General features: G+C 43.9%; 19 protein-coding genes and 1 pseudogene. 17 read left to right on the top strand and 3 right to left on the bottom strand.

What is annotated here, in order from left to right:
- Window positions 1-684 precede the first annotated feature (684 nt).
- On the bottom strand, window positions 685-1,203 hold the full coding sequence (locus BM210_RS33035) for a DUF3231 family protein (protein WP_091176933.1): 519 nt from the start codon (window positions 1,201-1,203) through the stop codon (window positions 685-687).
- Window positions 1,204-1,997: 794 nt separating this feature from the next.
- On the opposite strand from BM210_RS33035, the gene BM210_RS33040 reads away from it, so the two are divergent.
- From BM210_RS33040 to BM210_RS33115, 15 genes and pseudogenes are all read left to right on the top strand, one after another.
- Window positions 1,998-4,178: an RCC1 domain-containing protein gene (locus BM210_RS33040; RefSeq protein ID WP_177238150.1), complete on the top strand. Its 2,181-nt coding sequence runs from the start codon at window positions 1,998-2,000 to the stop codon at window positions 4,176-4,178.
- 162 nt (window positions 4,179-4,340) lie between these two features.
- A complete protein-coding gene (locus BM210_RS33045) occupies window positions 4,341-4,823 on the top strand; it encodes an AAA family ATPase (RefSeq protein ID WP_371263581.1) in 483 nt (160 codons plus the stop codon).
- A 544-nt stretch (window positions 4,824-5,367) separates the two neighbouring features.
- Window positions 5,368-6,024, top strand: a complete 657-nt coding sequence (locus BM210_RS33050) for a stalk domain-containing protein (RefSeq protein WP_177238151.1) — start codon at window positions 5,368-5,370, stop codon at window positions 6,022-6,024.
- 258 nt (window positions 6,025-6,282) lie between these two features.
- A pseudogene (locus BM210_RS33055) lies at window positions 6,283-6,507 on the top strand (SDR family oxidoreductase); the annotation flags it as partial.
- Between the two features lie 720 nt (window positions 6,508-7,227).
- Window positions 7,228-7,617, top strand: a complete 390-nt coding sequence (locus tag BM210_RS33065; protein WP_143101158.1) for a hypothetical protein — start codon at window positions 7,228-7,230, stop codon at window positions 7,615-7,617.
- A 159-nt stretch (window positions 7,618-7,776) separates the two neighbouring features.
- Complete coding sequence (locus BM210_RS33070) at window positions 7,777-8,526, top strand: response regulator transcription factor (RefSeq protein WP_177238153.1); 750 nt, start codon at window positions 7,777-7,779, stop codon at window positions 8,524-8,526.
- Window positions 8,523-10,241: a sensor histidine kinase gene (locus BM210_RS33075; protein ID WP_091176941.1), complete on the top strand. Its 1,719-nt coding sequence runs from the start codon at window positions 8,523-8,525 to the stop codon at window positions 10,239-10,241. Before BM210_RS33070 ends, BM210_RS33075 begins: the two co-directional genes overlap by 4 nt.
- A gap of 198 nt (window positions 10,242-10,439) precedes the next feature.
- The gene (locus BM210_RS33080) at window positions 10,440-11,390 is read left to right on the top strand and encodes an ABC transporter permease (protein ID WP_256224205.1); all 951 of its coding nucleotides are present in this window, start codon (window positions 10,440-10,442) and stop codon (window positions 11,388-11,390) included.
- A 28-nt stretch (window positions 11,391-11,418) separates the two neighbouring features.
- Window positions 11,419-12,312 carry a carbohydrate ABC transporter permease gene (locus BM210_RS33085; RefSeq protein WP_091176942.1) on the top strand — a complete coding sequence of 298 codons (894 nt, stop codon included), beginning with the start codon at window positions 11,419-11,421 and terminating at the stop codon, window positions 12,310-12,312.
- A 28-nt stretch (window positions 12,313-12,340) separates the two neighbouring features.
- Window positions 12,341-13,933 carry a type 2 periplasmic-binding domain-containing protein gene (locus BM210_RS33090; protein WP_091176943.1) on the top strand — a complete coding sequence of 531 codons (1,593 nt, stop codon included), beginning with the start codon at window positions 12,341-12,343 and terminating at the stop codon, window positions 13,931-13,933.
- A 22-nt stretch (window positions 13,934-13,955) separates the two neighbouring features.
- On the top strand, window positions 13,956-14,921 hold the full coding sequence (locus BM210_RS33095; protein WP_256224206.1) for a Gfo/Idh/MocA family protein: 966 nt from the start codon (window positions 13,956-13,958) through the stop codon (window positions 14,919-14,921).
- 57 nt (window positions 14,922-14,978) lie between these two features.
- Window positions 14,979-15,329 carry a cupin domain-containing protein gene (locus BM210_RS33100; protein WP_177238154.1) on the top strand — a complete coding sequence of 117 codons (351 nt, stop codon included), beginning with the start codon at window positions 14,979-14,981 and terminating at the stop codon, window positions 15,327-15,329.
- 81 nt (window positions 15,330-15,410) lie between these two features.
- Window positions 15,411-16,439, top strand: a complete 1,029-nt coding sequence (locus tag BM210_RS33105; protein ID WP_091176945.1) for a hypothetical protein — start codon at window positions 15,411-15,413, stop codon at window positions 16,437-16,439.
- 65 nt (window positions 16,440-16,504) lie between these two features.
- A complete protein-coding gene (locus BM210_RS33110; RefSeq protein ID WP_091176946.1) occupies window positions 16,505-17,473 on the top strand; it encodes an alpha-amylase family protein in 969 nt (322 codons plus the stop codon).
- 35 nt (window positions 17,474-17,508) lie between these two features.
- Entirely contained in the window at window positions 17,509-19,641 is a 2,133-nt protein-coding gene (locus tag BM210_RS33115) for a TIM-barrel domain-containing protein (RefSeq protein ID WP_256224207.1), read from the top strand.
- A 1,092-nt stretch (window positions 19,642-20,733) separates the two neighbouring features.
- Here BM210_RS33115 and BM210_RS33125 read toward each other — a convergent pair.
- Window positions 20,734-21,993 (bottom strand): IS110 family RNA-guided transposase, encoded by a 1,260-nt coding sequence (locus BM210_RS33125; RefSeq protein ID WP_091176948.1) that lies wholly within the window; start codon window positions 21,991-21,993, stop codon window positions 20,734-20,736.
- A 484-nt stretch (window positions 21,994-22,477) separates the two neighbouring features.
- On the opposite strand from BM210_RS33125, the gene BM210_RS33130 reads away from it, so the two are divergent.
- Window positions 22,478-22,774, top strand: a complete 297-nt coding sequence (locus BM210_RS33130; RefSeq protein ID WP_143101159.1) for a hypothetical protein — start codon at window positions 22,478-22,480, stop codon at window positions 22,772-22,774.
- 45 nt (window positions 22,775-22,819) lie between these two features.
- Here the strand turns inward: BM210_RS33130 and BM210_RS33135 are convergent, their stop codons facing one another.
- The gene (locus BM210_RS33135) at window positions 22,820-23,089 is read right to left on the bottom strand and encodes a hypothetical protein (protein WP_091176950.1); all 270 of its coding nucleotides are present in this window, start codon (window positions 23,087-23,089) and stop codon (window positions 22,820-22,822) included.
- A 510-nt stretch (window positions 23,090-23,599) separates the two neighbouring features.
- On the opposite strand from BM210_RS33135, the gene BM210_RS33140 reads away from it, so the two are divergent.
- Window positions 23,600-25,531 carry a fructose-1,6-bisphosphatase gene (locus tag BM210_RS33140; RefSeq protein ID WP_091176951.1) on the top strand — a complete coding sequence of 644 codons (1,932 nt, stop codon included), beginning with the start codon at window positions 23,600-23,602 and terminating at the stop codon, window positions 25,529-25,531.
- The last annotated feature ends 426 nt before the right edge of the window (window positions 25,532-25,957 follow it).

Raw genomic sequence — 25,957 nt, forward strand, 5'->3', positions numbered from 1 at the left:
ACCTTTCATCATGCCCATTCCGTTCGTTCTTACCGAAGTAACGTGACGGTTGTCCAGCACCACATTCAAGTGTTTGTCCACGAGGTCGTTCCCCTTCCGTTCGCCAGATGTTTGGTCATCTGGTTACTTCCGTACTATGAGAACGTCTGAATTCTCTACCATGCCTACAACTTCGGCGAAGCCTTATATGTAACCATCCTGATTTTTTTTTCCAGGGGAGTAGAGAATCTCACGGGGTCATCACATCTTCCTTCTGTACATACCCAGCACCTTCACCTGATAAGCCATTGCTATTCGTCTGGTTCATTGGATAGCAATTTTTTTTTTCTTAGGCTTCCCGTTATTTACGCACAGTCGCCGACTTATCCTGCCGCTACGTGCTTCACGCTTTCGCATTTGGGTCTGCACATCCGCTTGCGGATCTCTCGATTTCCCGCATCTCCTTCAGACAAGTACCTCGCGATATTGCCCTAGATTAAGCTTCTCAAGTCGTACCAGAAAGCTTGAGGAAGGACTCTCACCTTCGAGAAAGTAACTTTCCAAGTTCTCGGCTCGTATTTACCAAGGTAACGTCACCGCCGCTTGTATTCGTTTACTCATAGCACTAAAGCGCTAAAGTTGCGACTGCCCGTCGCACATAAAAACATCCCACCCATTTGGGCAGGATTTGAATTTTAATTTAATTTAAGCGTTAACAGTCTCAGGTCGTTTTACTTGAAGTGGAGGAGGGACGATCCATCCCTTTTCTTTGCTCATCTTGAGTATTTTAACGCCTAATGCTGTTTTAGTAAGATGATATTTCGCAAATAAAGCGCCAATATCCTCTCTAACTGATTGGCCCATAACTTGGCTACAAGCAACCAGTCCTAAAGAGGCATCAAGCCCAATTTTCGCTGCAATTTCAGGGTCAGCAAATCTTGCGCCGATAGGAATGTCTTCGAGTTTTACTGGTGGTCTTTCAGGCATCATTGGTGCGGGTGCAATTCCGTTGTCAGTGAGCAATGCATCGCATTCTTTAATCTCCAGCTTTGCTTGATCAATAAGATCATCCAGTACTTTTTTTAGGTCTTTGTCACCGGAGTGGTTTAAGAATGCTTGGTAGCAGGATACGGCGCCTTTGGCCACCGTGGAAGCCTGCCATACACTAAAGATTTCACCATAGTGCATTGGTTCATCTTTTGGATTACCACTTAAAATTCCCATTTAAATTTCTCCTTCTGTTCTTAATTTTGGACTGGTTTATTATATCCAGCTGTACAAATTTAATGTAAAGCGAATATTGTATTATGTATCTCGATTTGCATGACGTTGACTGATTAACTTATATTTGTCGGGTGACAAGAACTTTATATCATTGCCGATTTTGACAAGAACATTATCTCATTCCCGACAGGCCCCTAATATTCAATATTATTGTCCTCCTGCAGATTAAGCTAAACTTTATAATCAAATGACGGAAGACATGAAGAATATAGAAGCTCACGACGACACTATATACAGAAACGTTAATGTGGCAACAGTATCGACATTTAATCGAATCATTATCGATCTTCTCAGAACAGATAGAACAATTTTGTTGTTTTTTAGTAAATAGAGCACTTTTCTCGATATCTGTATTTTTTGTCCCGCATATTTTCGCATTATTTAAGAGGTGGCTGCAATTAGTGTACACAGAAGAGGTTTCTAAGTTTTCTTCCTTGCAATTCGAACACACTTTATATGCCATTGACTTTGCACTATAGTAAATTGATTGTAATTACGTTTTTGACTGCTAAGAAGTCTTGTAAAAAGTCTTAGTTCCTTACCTTGAATGTGTGATCGCTTTCCGTGTGCCTTCGGCTATGCGGTCAGAGGTCTTTTTTTGTCTATCGTGTCGTGTACTCGCAACCTTCCGCCAGACCGACCGTCTAAACAAGTGAATGGAAATTAATTGGAAGAGGTGTCGGTTATGTCCTTTTACCGGAAAGCCTTGAAGATTCTCATAAATGATGGGGGGCTTGCTAGCAGTAATCGTGCTGCTCTCCACAGTCATATATAGCAGAACGCTTCAGAGTTCGGCGGGAACTGGAAGTACCCCCGGTTCCGTCACGCCTGCTCCGAGCGTCACACCAGCTATGCCCAGTTTAGAACCAACACCGGCTGCACCGATAGTTTCGACCGCGCCGACTACGCAGATTGTGTCACAAAGACCATTACCCGAACCATTGTTCAGCTTCGCGGCATGTCCGCCTGATATGAAATGGTATCCGGATACGGAAGACGCTTCCGAATTTACGCCTGCCGAGCAACCGTCTCGCTTACCGCTTAAAGGGATCCGGCAAATTTCTGCAGGCCATATGTTCGATGGTGCCGGTTACGGGATGGAATTCGGCTCCTCTTACGCTTTAGCCGGGGACGGAACTGTTTATCGGTGGGGGATATCCAGTTGGGGAGAAGGCCGGAGGCCCGACGCCTTTCCGAAGAAAGTCGAAGGGTTGCCTGAGCGCGATCCTGTTATTCAGCTGGAAGGGCGATTCGCATTGGTAAAGTCCGGCGGAGTCTTCGACATGAACGCTGAACGCAGCCCGGAGAAAATAGTGGGGTTATTCGACGTAAAGTCGATCGCGCAGGCGGACGATGGGTCGGTATTTGCCGTTGGTTCCGATGGAATCATTAAGCTGTATTCCATAAACGGGCAGGACGGCAAGCCTGCAGTCAAACGGGTTGAGGCCTCATTCCGTGCGGTATCCGTCACGGCTAGTCCTTATATCATGCTGGCGGTCGACAACATGGGGATACTTTGGGTGGGACAGTCGACCTTTTCATCGGTTCCGAATGCTGATCCTGCTCCGCTTGGGCTGCCTGACGGCGGAAAGGTGGCACGAACGGAAACTACGATGTCGTATGAGGAAGCGGCTTATATTTTATCGGATAAAGGCACTTGGTACACGGTGAACGGCAGCGGAGCGCTTAAGTCGACCGTGCTGCCGCAAGGCATCACTCAAGTAACGGCAACGGTACGTTTGACGGCAGCCCTGGATAATGATGGCTACGTATGGGTATGGGGGAAAGAGCTGGGCACCTATGATCAATCTGCGGAGAATTTTGCTATAACCGAAACCCCGCAGCGGCACCCCACATTTAACAATGTAGAGTCATTGGCAGCAGGCTCCGACCATCTGCTCGCTTTAACGGCGGATGGCAGCGTTTTGACGATCGGCTCCAATATGTATGGCCAGCTTGGTCGGCAGCCGATCTTTGCAGAAGACCTACTTGCGATCGGCACATGGAAGGGGATTGACGCACTATTTCCTACGTATGGGCGAACATATGCCGTGAGATCGGGCGATGTTTGGACGCTCGAGGAAGGTACTGTGGCAAAGCCCGTCTTGCTGGGCGAGAAAGCTACGAAGGTAATCATGGCGTTAGGGCATTTCGCCGTGCTATTCGACGATGGCCGACTACTGGCCGCAAATCCCGACGAGTCGGAGCCATGCAAGCTGCTGCAAACGCCGGCGCCAGTTATGGACGCATCCATCGCCTTGAACGGCATCTTGACGGCCTTGTCAGACGGGCGCGTATTCCATGTGGAAGGCAGCATATCAGGGTTGGGCAACAGCGTCGAACTCCGATTCGATCCGAAGCCGAAAGGGAAAGTCATCGAAGTATCCGGCGATCCGATTCCGTTCGTTCGTACCGACCAAGGAGAGCTTTATTTCAAGGAACGAACAAAGGACGGAGAGCCTCTGTTGAGGCGCGTATCGATCGATGCACCGGTTAAGCAATGGTCGGCAATCCATTACGTATTTTTCGATGGAATCGGGTACATCGGCAAAGCATTGGACGTGAACGGCCAGGTGTATGAGGTTGAACTGAAGCTACATCGTGATGGAAATAACGACAATGAAACGGCTGCCGTCCAAGTCAAGAAGACGGGGCGATCAGCCATCCGCCTGACTGGAGGAGCAGAGATCGGCCAAGACGGCCGGATTCACGATCTGAACGGCAGCTTCACAGTAAAAGCGAGCCTTCCGGCAGGGGTTCGGCTGAAGTCTTCCGCATCGATGTATCATTATCCTATCGAGGGCCGTACCTTCTTTCAACATCTGCTCGTCGCAGAGGACGGTACGGTCTACTGGCTCGGAGCGCTGCCATACAGTAGTCCGCTTTTTACGCCGGGAGGGGTCGAACTGCCCTAGGTGAAGGCAACCGACATCCAGCGATTACCTTTTCCCCGCTAACGGGAGGTTAATTATAATAGAGGTTTTAAGAAAAGTTGGAAGAATACATTATTAAAAATCTAATTGGAGGGTAGGTTGAATGGTTGAATTAGACAAATTTACTCCGAGAAAATACATATTATAGGTTCCGTTGGGAGCGGTAAAACAACATTAGCCAGAAATCTATCCAATAAACTGAGTATTCCACATTACGAATTGGATAATGTTGTTTGGAAGAGACATAAACCGAGAGACATTAAAAGAACTGATGAAGAAAGAGATCAACTGTTGAGCACAATTATTCATTCAAATACTTGGATTTTAGAGGGTGCTCATTATAACGAATGGGTGTTCCAAAGTTTTAATAATGCTGATTTAATTATATTTTTGGATACTGATAATTCGAAACGAAAGTATCGAATTATCAGTAGATTTATCTTACAGTTACTCAGAATAGATAAATCAAACTATAAACCGACTTTTGAAATACTCAGGAACATGTATATCTGGAATGAAAATTTTGAAAGTCGAATTAAACCGAAGGTTATAAATAAGTTGGAACAATATTCTTCTAAGTCCATAACACTAAAAGATACAATCGAAATTATAATCTCATTAAACTAAAGGAGTACGATAGTTCAATCTAGAAGGGCTGCCGCGAGGCAGCCTTCACTAAGCTCCCATGAAAATTAAATTAGCTCAAAACCAGTAAAAGAGCATAAGAAAACAGACCCAGAATAACACTTTTTTAAAAAAAGGCTGAGCCTCTGAGTAATCATATAGATTGTTAGATTGTTTAGCGCAAAAGCGATCACTGACAACAATTAAAGGCAAGGCTGGTGCAACAACCAAAAAAGGATTAATCTCCCATGAGTGCTACCCTTATAGGGCGCGACATTCTGTGATGCACCGTGGTGGTCGGAGTCAGACTAACGGTTGGGCTCTATGGCACCATAGCTTATCGACCTTCTTCGCCAGCCGTACAAACAGTATAGACAGTGGGACCCATTTTCATCCTCTGTGTTGCAGTGCTGCTCTTGCGCTGCATGAGTGGCTAACGGGCAGATTAGTGAAATTCTTACCAAGAAAGAAAAGTTATAAAATGGAAACATTTTACTTATTCCCTTCGTCTGATTTATTAGAAATTAATAGTGGGAGTGATTGAATTTTGAAAAAGTTTGTTCTTGGTTTAACCCTCGGAATTGCTTTAACTGCAACGACAGTAGTGTATGCTTCAGACACTATTCAAGCCGTGAGACAGGTTTTTATTAATGGTCAATTGCTCAATACCAATGTTCAAGTATCTGATGATGGAACGACAATGACTTCAACGAGAACTCTTGCTGAGGCACTTGGGGCAAAAGTGAGTTGGAACGGACAATCAAATACGGTCGAAATAGAAAATCAATATCCTTATTTTGTATCATCACTTCTTCACGGGAAATATAGCTTTAAGTATGAGATTATAGCTGATAACATAATAAATAATCCTGATACGACAGTGGTCTTTTCGGAGGGATATAAAGATATACCTGATAATACTGATTTTCAAAAACTTTTCTTATTACTGCTTATCGAACAAATTGGTGATTTAAAAAACAAGAAAATTGAATTTTGGTCAAATAAAGAACATGCCCTTGCTTATGTATCAGGGAACTATAAGGAAGATGGAATAGAAGGTTCGGGTTGGCTAGAAGGTTGGGGTTGGTTAGGTATGAACTCACGGTTTGGTTTGTTAATTAGAGATGGTGAAAAAGTATCACTTTCTCATATTTTGAGTACACATGAACGTGACGTAATTTCATTTGGAAAATATAAAGAATAAATGAGGTTGATCCATATGTAAAAAAGTTGACTATATAAACATCGCCACTAAAAAAGGCGATGTTTTTTGTTTTTAAGTGTCCCCAGCGGGAATGAGATAAAGTTCTTGTCATCCGACAAGAAGTGTAAGAGGACAAGAAGTTGCACTGTTCTCTGATAATGGACATAAAAATGATGTGTTTTCCGCAATAACTAAACGATGCATATTTAGGGTTTATTTTTCATCATACAATACACCATAGTGTCCCGTAATTCGTAATGCAATGCCATTGCGCCAGGAAGTGTTCAAACAAATATTGTCAATTTGATGTCTAATATCGATATGGTTGGTTTTGAGAAGTTTAAAGAGGGGGTGGAAATACAACGGAAGGAACCAGCAGAACCAATTGAAATCGCAACCGTTGCGCTTTTCCTTGCGTCCGAAGATTCTAGTTTCATAAATGGTACCGTAATTATGGCCGACGGTGGTTGGACGGCGTATTAAGCCAAACAATTGAATTCCATAAGGGCGATTTCCATCCTAACCGCTTTAAATCATTAAATATTCTCTCTCGTATTTAAATCGAAACAAAGGTACCATTAAAGGAGTTTAGCAAAAAGGTAAGATTCCAATTCGGGATCTTACCTTTTTTTAAGTAGAACTAGCAATAGGAGGGGGCAGGCCGGTCTTGCTTCTGGCTACCACTTAAAAAAGAACCGACTTGTCGGGTGACAAGAACATTGTCCCATTAAAGCCACGTAAAACGCGGTCTTTTTATTTTATGGGATCAAGTTCTTGTCACGAGCCAATGATTCCCGATTTTGACAAGAACTTGATCTCATTCCCGAATAAAGCGGCGGCTTCCCAGTGACCGGCCCGTGTGGCCGTCCAACTGGACGTAACATCTACTGAGGTGAAATGGATGGTTTAACCGCTCAACTGGGAAATGGGCTTACCAGCCCTTATTAATCTCGCCCACCGAGGTAGATTTGGTGCTGTTGATCCGCCGGGGCAAGTAAACTGCCTGTTTGTTCTTGGTATCAACGGTCTGGAGCTAGTCATGGTATACTGCGATATAGGAATGAAACCAACGATTAGGGATAGTCCCTTAGGGCGCTGGCCCGAATTGTTAGTTGTAGGAGACAGGGGTGCATTAGCATAGATAAATTTATTCTTCCAATTGGAATTCTTATAGCAGGATTATTGCTGGGCAAGGGCGTGAGGGTGCTTTGGGAAAGAAAGCACATTTCCGATTCAGTATCTGTAGAGGTGATTCTTAAACGGATCAACCAATTGGTATTACTCGGCATTAATCCACTCATTATTTTGGGTGCTTTCTGGTTCGTTAAGCTGGACAGCATGAAATTGGCGTTACTGCCTATGTTGGGTGTTCTTACATTGGTATTGGGCGGGATCCTGGCGATCAGTATTTCGAAATTTCAGAAGCTGGACCGTGGGATTCGAGCGGCAAAAGATCAAGCTTTGTATAACCTATATAGAGACCGGTTAAAAGCTATCGTTGTGGATACGGATGGCATTGGTTGGGGATTTCATGATCAATTAGATGGCATGTTTTTTGAAATTGCCCAAGAATTTGGAGAGGATGTAGATTAAAGAATAGAGACCTTTTAAGCTTTTAAGCTTCCCTATGGGAAGCTTCTTTAATTTCCACCAGAAGAACAATAAAGCTGAAAAGAGTCATATCAAAGTAATTTAGCGTAATGTTCCGTCTTTGTGTATGATTAATACAGTCGTGCGCGAGAGGTGATGTTATTGTACAAAGTATTAGTGGTAGATGACGAGAAAATTGAACGTGAGGGTATCAAATTTTTGATCAGTCACTATGATTCTCCTATTGAAATAACAGAGGCGGACAATGGCCTTAAAGCATTGGAAATTTTGAAAACGCAAAAGGTTGACATCCTATTTACCGACATCAGAATGCCGTTCATGGATGGACTGCAGCTGATTGCGGAAGCAAGGACGATTCAGCCTGACTTGATAACGATTATTTTAAGTGCTTATGGAGAGTTTGAATTTGCCAAAGAAGCTATTCGGCTTCAAGTTACGCATTATTTACTTAAACCCGTCGAAACCGAAGAGTTTCATGGGGTGTTCACAAGTGCTCTTGGTTTAAAAGGAAGACCAGATGAGGAACGGTTAATAGACGTGTTACCTAACAGCAATAATGGAAGCACCTCCAGAAAGGTGATTGAGGAAGTGCTGCTGCTGATCCGTAATCATTACCGAGAATCAATTGGGCTGGACTGGATTGCAGAACAGGTTTATTTGACCCCCAGTTATTTGAGCTTTTTATTTAAGAAGGAGATGGGCGTTACTATCGTTAAATATATCGTTTCTTACCGGTTTGAGAAGGCGGCGGGGCTTCTTTGCGGTACTAATATGAAGATCATCGATATTTCAGTCGAGGTGGGCTACGAAAACTATCCGTATTTTTGTTCTCAGTTCAAAAGTTATTTCGGAACAACGCCAGCGAAATACCGGGAAGGACAACGGCAATGAGACCATGGCCATACTCCATTAAAAATCTGCGTTTTCGACAAAAACTCATATTGTCTTATATTGCGGTCGTCTTGGTGCCGCTGCTGCTGCTCGGCCTTTATTCCTACTATCAATCACTTGAGCTCTTACAGAAGCAGGCGATTCAGGGAGTTAGAGAAACAGCTGGCACGGTAGCGGGCGGAATCAATAACAATATGGTCCGTTATGAAAGGATCTTTGACTCCATCGTGCTAAACCCGGAAATTCAGCGTTTTTTTGGGAGAACCAATACCGATCTGACCGAATTATCGAGCGATTTAAAAAAGAACGTCGATCCTTTTTTTACGATGGTAACCCATTTGAATAAAGATGTAAGTCAAGTTACGGTTTTCACCAAGAACTCTATCCCCGAGTATGGGAATTACATTCAGTCCTTTGATAAAGCGCGAGAAGCTGTATGGTATGACCAAGTAAGTAGGCAAAAGGAAACGTTCTGGTATTATCGCTCTGGGGAATTTGCAGCTGTAAAAAAGTTTCCCAATATTTATGTTAACGAGGATACGACTTTACTGTATTTGAAATTGGATACGGCGCATTTGATGGATACCACAACCATAGGGAATGCGGATCATTATGGGTTCGTAGTGTCAGATCGTAATCACAACATAATATTGGAAAAGGCGATTCCAGACGCAGTCCAAAGAGGCATTGTACCTCAAGAATTGATACGAGAAAAGGACGGCTTGTTTGTTAAAGAAGGTGTTTCATACATTGTGCTTTCCCAGAGCATTCCCATACCAGGCTGGACCCTCCATTGCTATATACCGGCGCAGCAGCTCTCCGTGGATGCGACAAGCATCATTAAGGCAACGGTCATCGTGGTTGCCGCCTGTACTCTTATTTTATATGTGCTAATTTGGATGTTCTCGCGAACTCTGCTTTATAGGATTCAATTATTACATAGATGGGCCAAGCAGGTAGAGATCGGAGACCTCAGCGTTTCCGCGGTAAGTGATGACCATAGGGATGAAATTGGGGAACTGACCCGACGGTTTGGTAAAATGCTTCAGCGGATCAATGAACTCATTAACGAAACCTACAAAAACAAAATCACACAAAAGGAGCTACAGCTAAAGGCGTTGCAATCACAAATTAACCCGCATTTTCTGTACAACTCCCTGTCCATTATTAACTGGAAATCACTGCAAATCGGTGCTAGGGACATCAGCCATTTTGTAACTACATTGTCGAAATTTTACCGAACAGCATTGAATAGGGGGGAGAGTCTGACCTCGATCCGCGACGAAATCGCCAACACACAATCTTACGTGGAGATTCAATCCGTTATGCACGACTACGAGTTCGAAATCACTTATGAGATCGACGAAACGATACTACCTTATGCCACGGTCAATTTAACTCTGCAGCCGCTAGTGGAAAATGCAATTATTCATGGAGTAGATATGAAGACAGAGGGAAAGGCCAAGCTTATCATTCGCGGACAATGGAACGACGGGGCTATTGAATTTTCAGTCGAAGATAATGGGCCGGGAATTGATGAGGACTTACAGAACCAGCTACTATCTATGCCTTCCAAAGGATACGGCTTGAAAAATGTGCATGAACGCATCCAAATTACATTCGGTGAGCAGTATGGGATACGGATATGTAGCGAAAAGGATAGCGGGACTATCATGAAGCTGACTATTCCGGTACAGGCATATGAATCTGAATAGAGGTTGTCCATCTTCTCCTTCATGCCACCTTCTCGGTGCTAAAAAAGCTGACTTTTTGAGCTCGTATTCAAAGCTGCATAAAAAAACGTAATATTTCCCGAAAAACTGAAGGTTCCGTCTAACTTGGGCTGTGCTATAGTAAATTCAATGAAATGAATGCGCATTCATTTTGGGTTCATAGAGGGAGGGAAATAGGCTTTGGATACCTCGCTAGCCGGTAAAATAGCCGCTACAGCTAAGCTACGGCAGAGAAAAAGAAAGTTCTACGAATACAAGACACTTTATTGGATGATGCTTCCGGGAATATTATATTTTATTATATTTCATTACGTCCCGATGTACGGTGTTGTTCTGGCATTCAAAAATTTCTTTATTTTGAAAGGGATTATGGCTAGCCCATGGGTCGGATTGGATCATTTCCGCAAAGCGTTTGCCGATCCCTATTTCTTCAATGTCTTGAAGAATACGCTTGTCATCAGCTTCTACAAGCTGCTGTTTGGGTTTCCAATTCCGATCGTTTTTGCTTTGCTCTTAAGCGAAGTTACTCACATGCGTTTTAAAAAGCTGGTACAAACCGTATCTTATTTACCCCATTTTATATCGTGGATTGTATTGTCAGGAATTTTCATCAGCCTGTTCTCTATGGAGGGGCCAGTCAATCTGCTCATGAGCTTGTTCGGCATAGAGCCTACGGTTTATATGGCGGATCGAAGATATTTCAGAATGATTTTGATCATAACTGACATTTTCCAAAGCTTCGGGTGGGGGTCGATTATTTATTTTGCCGCTATCGCCGGTATCGATACACAGCTTTACGAAGCAGCCATCATAGACGGAGCCGGCAGATTCAAGCGGATTATACATATTACTATTCCGATGCTAGTTCCGGTCATTTCTATCCTGCTCATTCTAAAGATGGCTCACATTCTGGATGCTGGCTTTGATCAAGTATTCAATATGTACAATCCGATGGTGTATGAAGTGTCAGACATTATCGATACCTACGTATACCGGAAAGGGTTAGTCGAAGCCAACTACAGCTACTCTACGGCGGTGGGATTATTCAAATCCGCGATTGCGCTGATTCTAATAGTGGCTGTCAACAAAGCGGTTAAAACGATGGGCGGTAAAGAACATACTTTATGGTAAAGCTTCAGCAGTTGGAGGTTAAACAGACATGAATCATATCAAGACAACCACAGGTGAGAAATGGGCACAAGCAGCACTTTACTTGCTTATGGTCGCAATAGTGCTGGTTACAGTATTTCCCTTCTGGAATCAATTGGTCGTTTCATTGAGCGCAAGCTACTCCCATGCCGTTTACTCCACGGGGACGCTGCTCTTCCCATCTGGCTTTACATTAGACAGCTACAAGTTCGCTTTTCATTATGACAGTCTATGGAAAGGCTACGGGAATACACTGCTTAGGGTGATACTTGGTGTTATTCTGAGCCTTGTGTTTACATCCCTGCTTGCGTTTCCGCTGTCCAAGGCTGATCTACCCGGCAATCGGATCGTCACCGCCTTAATCTTGTTTACAATGCTGTTCAGCGGCGGATTGATTCCTAATTATTTGCTGATCAAAAATCTCGGGCTGTTTAACAGTGTTTGGGCGCTCGTTCTACCGAATATGATTGGGGCGTTCAATGTGCTGATCATGAGAAATTTTTTCAAGTCCATTCCTGATAGTCTGCAGGAGTCGGCTAAGGTAGATGGGGCTGGATATTTTCTTATTTTTCGTGAGATTGTGATACCGCTTTCGAAGCCTGTTCTGGCTACAGTAGCCTTGTGGGTGGCAGTTGGTCACTGGAACGCTTGGTTTGACAGTCTGATCTATATTACCGATTCGAACAAACAGGTACTGCAGGTCGTGTTGAGGAAAATAATCGTCGATAACAATATGGATGAAATCAACGCCATGCTCTATCAAAGTAAACAATTCGACGCTTTTTCCAGCCGACAGCTGCAGTCCACGATGATTATGCTTTCTGTTATTCCGATGTTGATAGCCTATCCGTTTGCGCAAAAATATTTTGTTAAGGGCATTATGCTGGGAGCAGTCAAAGAATAATAAATCACTTTAGAGAGCAGGGGTAATTGTGAACAAAAAAAAGCGTGTGGTATCGGTTGTATTAGGCTCAGCGTTGTTGACGGGTATTGCGGCAGGCTGCAGTCAGGGCAATAGTGGGGCGGTGGGTCCTGCGGACGGAGCTAAAGAACAACGAGTCTACAAAATGACATATTTGAATCAAAACTATGATAAAACGGTAAAAGACAGCTATGCTATAAAAATAGTAGAGGACAAGTTTCATGTTAAAATAGAACAAGTACCGCGCTCCAAGGATAACTTCAAGGAAGAGCTTTTGGTCAAGGTTGCTTCCGGAGAAATTCCTGACGTATGGGTGGATCTTCCATTTCCAGAGTACGATAAGCTTGTAGAACAAGGTGCGGTTGCAGAAGTACCGAGAGATTTACTTGATAAATATGCTCCTAAATATATGGCTTGGCTGAAAAAACATCTGGGCGACAATCCTCTGCTATTTACGATGAGAAACGGGAAAAATTATTCGATGCCTATAATCTGGACCCTGGGACCAACATCCAAGGTTGTCGGAATCCGTGAGGACTGGCTACAAAAGGTGGGCATCAATAAAATTCCAGAAACGCTGGAAGAGCTGGAAACAGCCATGAGAAAGTTCCGCAACGATGACCCGGACGGTAATGGGAAAAAGGATACCTATGGTTGGACGGGAACCGGAGGGAAAACAGAAGAAATTTTTGCTCCCGTATTCGGTGCTTTTGGCGTGTACCCAGGGATTTTCACCGAGGATAAAGGAAATATCGTTAGAGGCGAAATATTACCGGGTGCTAAGGAAGCGCTTACTGTGTTAAATCGTTGGTATAAGGACGAATTAATTGATCCCGAATTTATAGTTAATAAAAGCAAAAACGTTGACGACAAAGTTATTTCCGAGAAAGCTGGGGTTGTTGTTGGCTCCTGGTGGAAATTTATTCCGAAAGAGGCGTTTATCGGCGGAGAGTATTTTGCGATGAACAACAAGAATTCTAATGTGAAATGGGCGAGCTTTGCAGGTCCCAAAGGTCCTGATGGCAAGCAGGGGACGATACAAGGGAGTCCGATTCCAAGCTCCGGCGCACAATTCGGCATTCATATGGAAAAAGATCGTGATAAGATGATCAAGTATATCGAAATTGCGGAATCCACAGCGTTTGATCGGGACGTGTTTGAAAAAATCGTTTACGGCGAATTAGGCAAAACGTATCGTAAAACGGATGACGGCGGCTTCGAGTATCTACCTCCTTACGACAAGGAAGAGGAGCAAATCAAATTTGGAATCGGCCAGCAGTATACCTTTGTCGGCAAATCTTTTAACGATTACGATTTTCAAACGCCATATATGACTAAGAATAGTTTGGTCTCGGTGCGTCAAAAAGCGGAAACGACTGGGAAGGGCAAGTACGATATCATGAAGACGATCCAGCTTCCCCAATACAATCAGATTAGCGACAAGCTGGAGCAGCTGACGATCAAAAATTATGTCGACTTTATTACGGGCCGCAGGCCACTAAGCGAATTCGATAAATTCGTGGATGAATGGAAGAAGACAGGTGGGGAACAAGCGATTCAGGAAGCCCAAAAGAAATACGATGAAAATTTTAAAAAGAAATAACACGCACTAAAAGGAGTGGACTATGTTGAAGGCAGTTTTAGTTGGTCTTGGGAACAAAGGTTACTCATGGTACAAGCGGATTCGGCGGGATCACCCTCATATTCAATTAGCCGTTGTCGAAGTGAATGTGGGATTGCAAGCACGTTTAGCCGGGGAAGCGGTTCCGTTCTATACGTCTGTGGCAGAGGCCATAGCAAAGGAACAGCCGGATATTTTGCTTAACGTGACGCCTCCCGCTTATCATTCCGCCATCAATGAATTGGCGTTTCAGCATCGTCTTCCCGTGTTTTGCGAGAAACCGATTTCTAATGACTACTTGGAATCCGTCCGCATCGTGGAACTAGCCAGTCGGGGAAACATTCCCTTTATGGTAGCGGAAAATTATCGCTGCTTTCCATTTATTCGTCATATGAAGTCGCTGCTTGATCAAGGTGAGATCGGAAGCATTACGACCATTCAAATTGATTTTTGCCGCTACCATCCAACGGATATTCCTTATTTCCTTGCTCTCAAAAACCCGCTGCTGGAGGACGTAACCGTACATCATTTCGATTTGATCCGTTACTTGACCGGGCGGGAGGGAAAGAGCATTTATGCTTTCAATTATTGCCCGGTCGGCAGCTGGCTGCGTGCTAATGTCAATCTGAGCTTTTGCCTTGAGATGGAGGATGGAATTATTGTCAATTACATTGGCAGTATGACAGAGAAAGGACGCGAAACGGGCTGGAGCGGGGACTGGCGTATAGAAGGAACCGAAGGTGCACTGCTGCTGATCGAAGATCGTCTGTATCTGAATAAAGGGGAAGGGAACATTCCGGTCGACAGCGGAAGTGTCCCCGACGTTTCCTGCTTCCAACATTTTCTGGAAGCATTACAAACAGGCGACAATGCGGAAACTTGCGGAGAGGATTACATCAAAACGGAGGCGCTAGTTTATTATGCCAACCAATCGCATGATCAACAGCGAAGAGTGCTAATCACTTTGTAAACCACGTTTGTACACGACTACATGATGGCCTTGAGTAACAAGAAGGGAGGAGAGTTCATGGTATTCATTCGTAATTTTTTGGAGGCACAATTAGTCACAGAGCAATGCCATCGCGGGGTAGGAACAATCAACCATACGAGTTTATATACAAAAGAAGACTTTGATACGAAAATTCAGTTTATTAATTACGTTGAAATCCCACCTAATTCGTCCATCGGTTTTCATCGGCATCGTGAAGATGAAGAAGTCTATATTATTGTTGAAGGCAGCGGCACTATGAAAGTAAATGACGAGCAAACACGAGTGAAACAGGGAGATATTCTGCTCAATAAGCCTCACTGGGGACATGAATTATTTAACGATTCCAACGGGATTCTGAAAGCGATCGTATTTGAAGTGTTGAAATAGCAGATAAGAGCAGCGGGGGAGAAGAACGGAAGAACAGTATCCCGGTGTCCCGGCGGTTACGAGAAAGGAAGGAAACGACATATGGAATCCAAGCGGAATGTGGATTGGTTTAAGGAAGCCCAATGGGGCGTGTGCTGCCATTATTTACCGACCCCGCCCAGCAATTCTGAAGGTGGCGGACAATTGACTGCCGATGAATGGAACCGGCGAGTGGATCAATTCGATGTTGAGGGTCTTGCTGCCCAACTGAAGAGTGTCGGAGCCAGCTATTTTCTGCTCACTCTGGGCCAAAACACCGGGCATTATTGCGCGCCGAATGAAACGTATGATTCTATCGTGGGCATTCAGCCAAGCAAATGCTCGAAGAGGGATCTCGTCACCGACCTTTCCGACGCTTTAGCCCGCAACCATATTAAGTTGCTTGTTTATCTCCCCAGCGGCGCTCCGGATAGAGATCCGATTGCCATGGAAAAGCTGGAATGGGAAAACGGATATAAAGTACTCCCTCATGACCCCGAGGGGAATCGGCTCATTGTCGTAACGACCGAAGAGGGAAACCGATTCGGCGAACCCAAGAGCAAAGTCGACAGAGTTCGCAAAGGATTAAAGCTCGCCCGGTTTCAGAAGAAATGGGAGGCCGTCATTACGGAGTGGTCAATGCGTTGGGGCACTAAGGTAAGCGGTTGGTGGATCGACGGCTGTTATTTTGCTGATTCCATGTACCGTTCTCCCGAAGCGCCTAACTTTCAGAGCTTCACGGCGGCGATGAAAGCCGGTAATCCTGACAGCATCGTAGCCTTCAACCCGGGAGTCAAAGTTCCAATCATCTCGCTCACAGAGCACGAAGATTACACAACCGGAGAAATTTCCAAGGTTTTTCCGATCCGTAATGAGCGTTTTGTGTCTGGCGCGCAGGTTCAAATCCTGAGTTACCTCGGATCCTCATGGGGTGAGGGGAGCCCGAGATTTCCCAATGAGTTTGTAATCGGATATACGAAGCAGATTATCGTAAATGAAGGAGTCGTAACCTGGGATGTGCCGATTACCCATGGCGGACTTATTGAAGAACCGTTTATCGAGCAACTAAAGTCGCTTAACCAATCTCATTAAACCTAAGTGCGAGTTTATAAATACTTCGTGATCAAAAGTCGAGCGGGTAACGGAGGAGGGGTAGCATGGTAACGAGAAAAAATGTCGATTGGTTTAAGGATGCAAAGTGGGGAGCTTTCTGCCATTACTTGCCGACCCCACCCAGAGATAGTGAAGGCGGAGGACAGTTGTCCGCCCAAGAATGGAATCAACGTGTAGATAGCTTCGATGTCGAGGGGCTTGCTTCCCAACTGGAGAGTGTGGGAGCAGGGTACTTCTTTATTACCATTGGCCAAAACACGGGGCATTATTGTGCGCCCAATGAAACATACGACTCCATAGTGGGAATCCATCCTAGCAAATGCTCAAGAAGGGATCTCGTCAGTGACCTTTCCGATGCGCTTGCCCGCAAAAATATGAAGCTGCTTGTATATCTCCCCAGCGGCGCACCTACAAAAGATCCTGTAGCTATAGAAAAGCTTAAGTGGGAAAACGGATATACAGGTCCGGGAACGAGACATAACCGACAGCGAACCGGTAAAAGGCTGGTGGAATTCCAGAAGCAGTGGGAAGCCGTTATTACAGAGTGGTCTTTACGTTGGGGTACTAAGGTAAGCGGCTGGTGGATCGATGGCTGTTATTTTGCGGATGAAATGTACCGGTTTCCTGACGAGCCTAATTTTCAAAGCTTTGCGGCGGCGCTGAAGGCGGGGAATCCCGACAGCATCGTAGCCTTCGCACCCGGTGTCATCGTTCCGATCATCTCCCATAATACGGAATACGAAGATTACATAGCGGGAGAAGTCATCGATAAATTTCCGGTATGTGAGGGACGTTGGATGGATGGCGCCCAGTATCATATTTTAAGTTTCCTGGGAGCGAACTGGGGTGAAGGAAAACCTAGATTCGTCGATGAGTTCGTCATTGGGTATACCAAACATGTAAACGACAAGGAAGGCGTGGTCACCTGGGATGTGCCGATCACGCACAACGGCTTGATTGAGGAGTCTTTTATCGAACAGTTAAAGGTGCTTATTACAAGTTTGTTCACCTAAGCTGGTTTAGCCCGAGGGTAAAATGGAGTAAAGGAATGGTTATGATGTCAGGTATGAATTGGGAGCTTCATGCAGAAGGTATTTGGAAGACGGTTATCGGAGCACCGCAGGCGATGACCCCTCTTTCTAGTATGGGTTGTAAACCAATGAACGAACAATTGGCAAGCATGGGGGAAGGAAGCCTGCCTTTTTCAATGGAAAGCGTGCAGGTCGATCGTACCTCCTCGTCCTTTATCGTGCAGGTGCCGTTGGAGAAGCAGGAACGAATTTACGGCTTGGGGATTCATTTTATGAAAATGAATCACAGAGGCCGAACCCGCTATTTAAGGGTAAATAGCGATCCGAAGCAGGATACGGGCGAAACCCATGCGCCCGTCCCCTTTTATGTAACGGACCGCGGTTACGGGCTGCTGATCGACACATCGCGCATTGTTACGGTACACTGCGGCTCCACGATGCGCCTGAATGAAACAGCGTCAGAGCAGATCAAGGACCGTAATACGGACCGCGGATGGAAGGCTACTTTAGTATCCGAGTATGTGGAGGTATGTTTGCCGCAGGAAGGAGCTGAGGTTTATCTGATTGCCGGTCCAGCGATCATGGATGTCGTGAGACGGTATAATCTGTTATGCGGTGGAGGGACGCTGCCTCCCAAATGGGGGCTGGGATTTTGGCACCGCGTACCTACCCTGTATAACGCTGATCAGGTGCTTGAGGAAGCACAGCAATTTCGGGAACGAGATTTTCCCTGCGATGTGATTGGATTGGAACCAGGCTGGCATAGTAAAAGCTATCCGGTTACCGGCGAATGGTCGCCTGAAAGGTTCCCTGATCCGGCCAAGATGGTGGATGCCTTAAAGCAGGACGGCTTTCAAGTTAACCTGTGGGAGCATCCATTTGTATCCCCGGAATCGGGTTTGTATGACAAGCTGCTTCCGTTATCCGGCAACTACTCGGTGTGGGGAGGAATTGCACCGGATTACACTTTGCCGGAGGCAAGGGAGCTTTATCAAGAGCAGCATCTTGAGGAACACGTGAACATCGGCGTATCCGGCTATAAGCTCGATGAATGCGACGGAAGTGAGCTTACCCGCAATTCCTGGATGTTTCCGGCGCATGCCCAGTTCCCTTCAGGCTATGACGGGGAGCAGCTGCGTCAAGTGTACGGATTATTGTTCCAAAAGATGACGGATGATCTATACCGGAAGCAAAACCGTCGTACTTACGGGCTGGTGCGTGCTTCCAATGCAGGTTCCACATCCATGCCTTACGTGCTGTATTCCGATTTGTACGATCACAAGCAATTTATTCGTGCCCTGTGTAATGCTTCGTTCAGTGGTTTGCTGTGGACACCGGAAGTCCGCAAGGCAACCAGCGCGGAGGATTGGGTGCGCCGCATGCAGGTAGTGTGCTTATCGCCGCTCGCGATGTTAAACGCCTGGGGGGACGGTACCAAGCCATGGAGCTATCCCGAGGTGGAACACATTATCCGTCATTACATCAAGCTGAGAATGAGGTTGCTGCCCTATCTGTATAGCGCGTTTGCACAATACCGATACAAGGGCATACCTCCGTTCCGCGCTATGCCTCTCGTAATGGACACATCGGAGATGCAAAGCATGAGTGAAACCGGAGCAGCCCTGAATACGACGGACGGAGCCTACGGGAAAAAAGTCGAAAGAGAATGGGACGATCAATTCATGGTCGGCGACAGCTTGCTTGTTGCCCCATTAACAGCGGGTGAACATGCCAGGGACGTATTGCTGCCGCAGGGAATCTGGTACGGCTTCGAAACCGGAGAACGCTTTGAGGGAAATCAGATTGTTCGTGTCGAGCCTGGTCTGGAGAAAATGCCGATTTTCGTCAAGGATGGAGCTATCATTCCAACCATTGCCGCCCGCTCCCACGCTCCCCATCCTGGCGAAAAGGTCCCCCTACATCTCATTCATTTCGGTGAAACGGCTGGCAGCGTCGAGCTTTATGATGACGATGGAGCAACATTTGCTTATGAACAAGGTGAGCATCAATGGATCAACTTTAAGGTTAACTGCTCAGATCAAGGTATCTTTTCAGGCACTGTTTCCGATGAGTCTTTCGATCTTCAAAGCTACAGCGGGATAGAGTGGACGTATCAAGCCAAGCGTCTTCCTGAAGATCGCACTAATTGAAGAACTGTAGGTTTACATAAGCAGCTAACAAAGAATAAATCCTTTACAGCACTCCCTCTGGTTTTAAGGTTTTTTTACGCATACGCATACTCACGCATTCGCAGAATTTCTACCTCTTGTGAATCTGAAGTAGGAGAAGGAACATTGGTTTTTCGTGGGAAGGGATCTCCGATGGGGGAGAAGGGCATGCAGGAAAAGCCGTTTCTTAGCCCCTACACAGAAATTTAAAATAGGAGTACTCTTTCTAAAAGCAATTGGGGAGGTACGAGTCTACCAAATTTCCAACGCGCGCGGATCCTGGGCGCGCGTTGTTACGCTGCGGAGTTCATCGATAGTAAGGGGAGAGAGACATAAACTTGAAACCCAGGTGTCTTCCTCACGCTCAAACGTAACCAGAACAACCGTCCGGTGATCTTTCCGCCAGACGGTTGTTCTGGTTTATTGCTGATGGTGGGTTTCATGAGTAACTCACCTATGTTAAAATATTCCATAAAAATGATGAGAATGAGTGATGAATCAAATCAAGCAACTCTGAAAGTAAGGGGGTTCTAGAAAATTGTTATGGCATGATTTATTTTTGAATCGTATGGTTACAAGGCAGGAATTAGTGCTAGGGCTAAATAGTGTATTTAACCTAGAAGAAAACCAAATATATTTTACGGACGATACATGGAGCCAGACTATTCCAGAAGACGTTAAGCTGCTTTACTTAACATATATATGTAAGGCGGAATTCCCTTTACGAATAACCATATACTTAAGGGACCATCAATTAGTACCTAAGAATGATGTTCTTATACTTGGGAAACTATGTGAGCTTTTGAAGTGTTAGTGTTTAATTAGTAATGTAGGCAATAATCCTTATTCAATGATTCAGATCAAAAATAGTTGTTCATCAGAACAAGTATTTATTGATTTAGAAAAATATGAAGAATGTATTGATTATGAACTGCTCTAGTGGATTAGTAAAAATAACCTAAACCAGCTAATAGTTGTCAAGATTTTTCTCTAAAAAACTTCTAATTTACGTGCTATACTAAAAATGAACATGCCAAATAAACTTCCCTAATTTTTAATTTGGAAAATTATTGTTTATTTATCTGGATGTAGTTTTTGAGCCGTATCTTGGAAATCTGTTTTGTTTTTTAGTAACGCATAGATCCAATGTAAAAGTTTGTTAACACAAGCGATGACCGCTACTCTAAAGGGTTTGCCTTCATTTCGTTTCTTATCGTAAAATTCTCTTAATCTTTTATTGCGTGGGATCATTTCATCTGCCGTTTTCTTTTTACGAGCATCACGTATTCCACACCTTACAGCCATATATAATGCGTGTCTTAAGCTGCTAGATCCTCTTTTGGTAATTCGGTTAACTGAAGCTGTAAATTTGCCAGAGGCGTATACGCTAGGGTCTACTCCAGCGAAAGCGACTAGCTTTTTGGGGTGATTAAACCGATCGATCTCACCGATTTCGGAAATAATCGTTGCAGCGATTTTTTCTCCTATACCGGGGATAGATTGGAGAATCTTATATTCCTCAATTTCTTGGGCAAGGGCATCTATTTCAGCATCCAACTTGGATAGGTGCTCTTGGTATTGAAGGATTAACGTGATCAGGATCTCAAGATTAAAGATATGACTTTGAAATAAGTTGTTCTGAAATGGGTTTCGGGATGCCGCATCTCTTAGCTTTTGCGCCCGTTCCTTCGCCCATTTATCAGAGCGACTTTTACATAGCGAAGCTATTTCATCCACCAATGTACATTCGCTGATGCTTAAAACCGACTTCGATGTTGGAAATTGTAATAGTGTTTGCAAGGACACTTTGGAATATAAGTCACCAAATACACCTACATATTCAGGAAATATTTGATCTAACACGGAATGAAGCTGTAATTTTGTTTGTGCGGATACTCCCGAAATACTTTCGTGCAGTCTTGTTAGATTACGAAGGTTTAAGTGTTGGATCCCCCTTTTTTTATAAGGCTCTAGTTCTTCTTTATAATAAAGTTCACATAGATGAAAGGCATCAATGGCATCGGTTTTAACCTTCCGTAAGCTTGAACTTTTAGCTCGATAAGCAATAAGTGGATTGACTATAATATACACATATTGATGCTCCTCTAAAAATTGAACAATAGGAGTATGGTAGTGTCCCGTTGATTCCAAAATAACCGTAGGCATTTTACCCGCCAGGGTCTCAATTTCGTTTAAGAACTTTAGAAAAACAGTATTAAATTCCTCAACATTATGAAGGATGCTAAAGCTTTTACGATAAGGCTTTCGTTTATCCAAGAATGCTTGAACTTGACTTTCTCCTTTGGCTACATCCAGACCAATGACTGGATTCATACGAATTCTCCTCCTTAATAATACTTAATTGTCGGTATCCCCTAAGGCTTCTTGTAATGTCATAGGTTCGCTTGTTAAACGGGATCTGGCCCCAACCAGCCTGAAACATGTTTATACAAGTAGGAGGTGAACAGTTTAGCTGACGGGATAAAATCCCACGGGAACTTCGTTCTACCCCGACTACCGTAATAATAAGACCCTATGAAAAAAGGTCAACCAGAAATATCTGGCTAACCTTATATTACGAACGGGGAACGATAGTTTAACGTCAAAATACGTAGAAAGGAGAAGTTCTTTTTAAGATACCATGTATGGCTAACGGGAAACTTTAGTTCAATAACATCAAGAGAAGGCAGCCGTCATCAGGTCTTATCAGTTTAAGGTTAGTTATGCTCAATGTGATACGATGACTACGTTGTATTTTTGGTGAGGAGTGAGGACATCGAAAACAGAAATAGAAAATTTGATTGGAATAGTTTATGACATGACATCAAGAGAAGATGAAATTGACGATGCAGTTATGGATTTATCTAAATTTGATGATGATCAAGTGATACAAATTCTTATGAAAGTGGCTAATGACGTTTCATTCGATTACATGATTAGAGCAAGTGCTGGCGAATCATTAGCAGAAATTTGGTTACGAACATCTAGCATTGATTTCATACAGTTAGGAAGCCTGAGCGAGGTTGCCTTGAACGAAGCATTGTCATTGATTAAATCCAAAAGGATTAGTTGGTATAAGACATTTTTGGAATTATTCCCATTGAAAGTAGTTTAAGAAAACCCGGGTCTAGTGACACCGGGTTCGCAGTTTAATGAATATTTACCAAGTTAGCCAGCCGCTTGTTCTTTTGTAGCTAACAATCATATCAAAATTCTCTGAGCGTACCAATTGAGTCATCTTGTTTCTGTAAAGCCTGTAATGATCTTTTCGACAGGATTTTATTTCTTTGTTGTAATGTACTGCTTTAATGCCTTTTCGAACCTCTTTTAGTTTCTCAATTCGTGGGTCCTTATAGCGTTTTGTCTTAATAAATATCTTTTTAACCGTGATTTCGTTTTCCCAAGCCAAGATTTCTTCTTGATCGAACATTTTCTTCCCCGCTGCGTGGGGTTAGATTATGGTTCACACCATGGCACCAACGCAACTAACGGAAGAAGGTATTGGGATTTAGCATGAAATCCACTCCTCAAAAAAGGATCTTACATTTAAATTATCGTATAAATACTTCTCACAAGCAATACCGTTATTATCACGTTTAATTTCCACGTGTTATCTGAGCTCACTTTATATCAATTCATGCCTCATAAGAGGTGGACAATCGTCATTTCCCAAACGGATACAATCGAATCTCTCTCACATGGAAAACATAAGATCAAAAGCCTAGACCTAGAGCCTACTGTCGTTGGTCTGTTGAGCTAACTGGCAGGATAGCGTGGGAAAGTTTCAGTTATAATAGCTGTTAGTAAGGGTACCAAAGGGAACCTCGGAAACCTAATGTTTTTCCCTTTACTGTTTACACTAAGCTTAAAGGTACGCGGCTAGTCCCATTAAAAAAACCTCTTATACATCACCATATTTCTTTGAAGGGGGACATCTGTTTTGGATGAGCAATTTCTAGATTTATTGGCCCAGAAATATGATACGGAAGAAAAAGTTGTAACAGAAATCATCAACCTTGAAGCGGTCTCCAATCTTCCCAAGGGAACTGAGCATTTTGTCAGTGATTTGCATGGGGAGTTCCAGGCTTTTCAGCATGTACTAAGAAACGGTTCGGGTACCGTAAAAGAGAAAATCAAAGCCTTGTTCCGTGAGGTTTGGACGGATCATGAAATCAATGATTTTACTGCGTTAGTTTATTATCCGGAAGAAAAAATACAACTGGTTAAAGGAGACCTGTGCAATAAACAAGCCTTGAACCGATGGTACAGAGAAACGATTGAACAAATGCTTAAGCTCATTTCTTATGCCTCTTCCAAATATACACGCTCGAAATTGCGTAAAGCTCTGCCGGAGCAGTTTGTATATATTGTAGAAGAGCTTCTATACAAGACGGATTCGACCAACAATAAGGACCCTTATTATGAGGAAATATACCGGCAAATTATTTCCTTGGGCCAGGCGGACAAGCTCATTATCGGCCTTGCTTATACGACCCAGCGCCTGGTGGTTGACCATCTTCATGTGGTCGGAGATATCTATGACCGCGGGCCGGACCCCGATAAAATCATGGACACGCTGATCAACTACCATTCTGTAGACATTCAGTGGGGGAACCATGATGTCATGTGGATAGGCGCCTATGCGGGTTCCCTTGTCTGCCTTGCGAATATTATCCGGATCTGCGCCAGATACGACAATCTGGACATCATCGAAGACGTATATGGAATCAATCTTCGCCCACTGCTGAACTTGGCGGAGAAATACTATGATGACAATCCGGCCTTTAGACCGAAGCTGCAGACCGACCATAACGGTTCGGAGCAGGAAATCCTGCAGATTACCAAAATTCATCAAGCCATTGCCATGATCCAGTTTAAGCTTGAAATCCCGATTATCAAGAGACGCCCATACTTTAATATGTCTAAAAGGCTTTTGCTTGAGCAGATCGATTACGACAAAACTGAAATCAAGATCGGCGGAAAAACTTACCCGCTGGAAAACACCTGTTTCGCAACCGTAAATCCGCAGCAGCCTGAACAATTGCTGGAGGAAGAACAGCAGGTGATGGAAAAGCTGCTGTTCTCCGTTCAGCATTCCGAAAAGCTGGCCAGACATATGAATTTTCTTATGAAAAAGGGCAGCCTTTATTTAAAATACAACGGGAATTTGTTATTTCACGGCTGTATTCCTTTGGATGAAGAAGGAAACATGGAAGAAATGCAGATTGAAGACAAGACGTATTCGGGCCGTCAGCTGCTCGATGTTTTTGAATATTATTTACGTTACGCCTTTGCGCATCCGGAAGAGACGGATGATCTGGCTACGGATATGGTATGGTACATCTGGACAGGGGAATGTTCCTCGCTCTTTGGAAAGAGAGAAATGACCACCTTTGAACGGTACTTTATCCAAGATAAAGAAACCTATAAGGAGAGAAAGAACCCTTATTACCATTTGCGTGAAAATGAGGATATCTGCCGGAAAATCCTGCTGAAGTTTGATATGAATCCGGATCATGGACATATCATTAACGGCCACACGCCAGTTAAAGAAATTCGTGGAGAGAACCCCGTTAAAGCAAACGGGAAAATGATTGTCATTGACGGCGGTTTTTCCAAAGCCTATCAATCCACAACGGGCATCGCCGGATATACCTTGTTGTATAATTCCTTTGGCATGCAGCTCATTGCCCATCAGAAATTTAATTCAAAAGAAGATGTGTTATGTAACGGAACGGACGTATTGTCTGTAAAAAGGCTGGTGGACAAAGAACTGGAGCGGAAGCTGGTGAGGGAAACCAATGTCGGGGAGAAGTTGCTGCAGAAAATCTCAAATTTGAAGAATCTCCTGGAATATCGCTACATGAAATGAAACAACTGCTAAATGAAACAACTCGCCGCGTTACGCTAAACATTCCTGTAAGGGCTAAGAAATGGCCGGTTGTGTTGCAAATATCAAAAAGCCATATCTATCTTTACCTTATTGGTAAAACTATGCAGCCAATCCGAACAATTTATTGATCCAACTAAAAATAAGGATGAACATGTTCATCCTTATTTTTATGTTCTTATTAAAAAAAAGACCTGTGGGGAATTACCCCAAAAAAAAACTAAAAAATGTCGGGTGACAAGAACACTATCTCATTAAGGGTCGCGTAAATCGCGGCTTTTTCGTTTTATGAGATAAGGTTCTTGTCAAAACCAAATGACAAGAACCTTATCTCATTCCCGATTTTGACAAGAACATTATCTCATTCCCGCGGTTTGCTGGAAAGAGTGGCCTTATTGATTAAGCTAA

The organism is Paenibacillus sp. 1_12, from assembly GCF_900114475.1.
Lineage (GTDB): Bacteria > Bacillota > Bacilli > Paenibacillales > NBRC-103111 > Paenibacillus_S.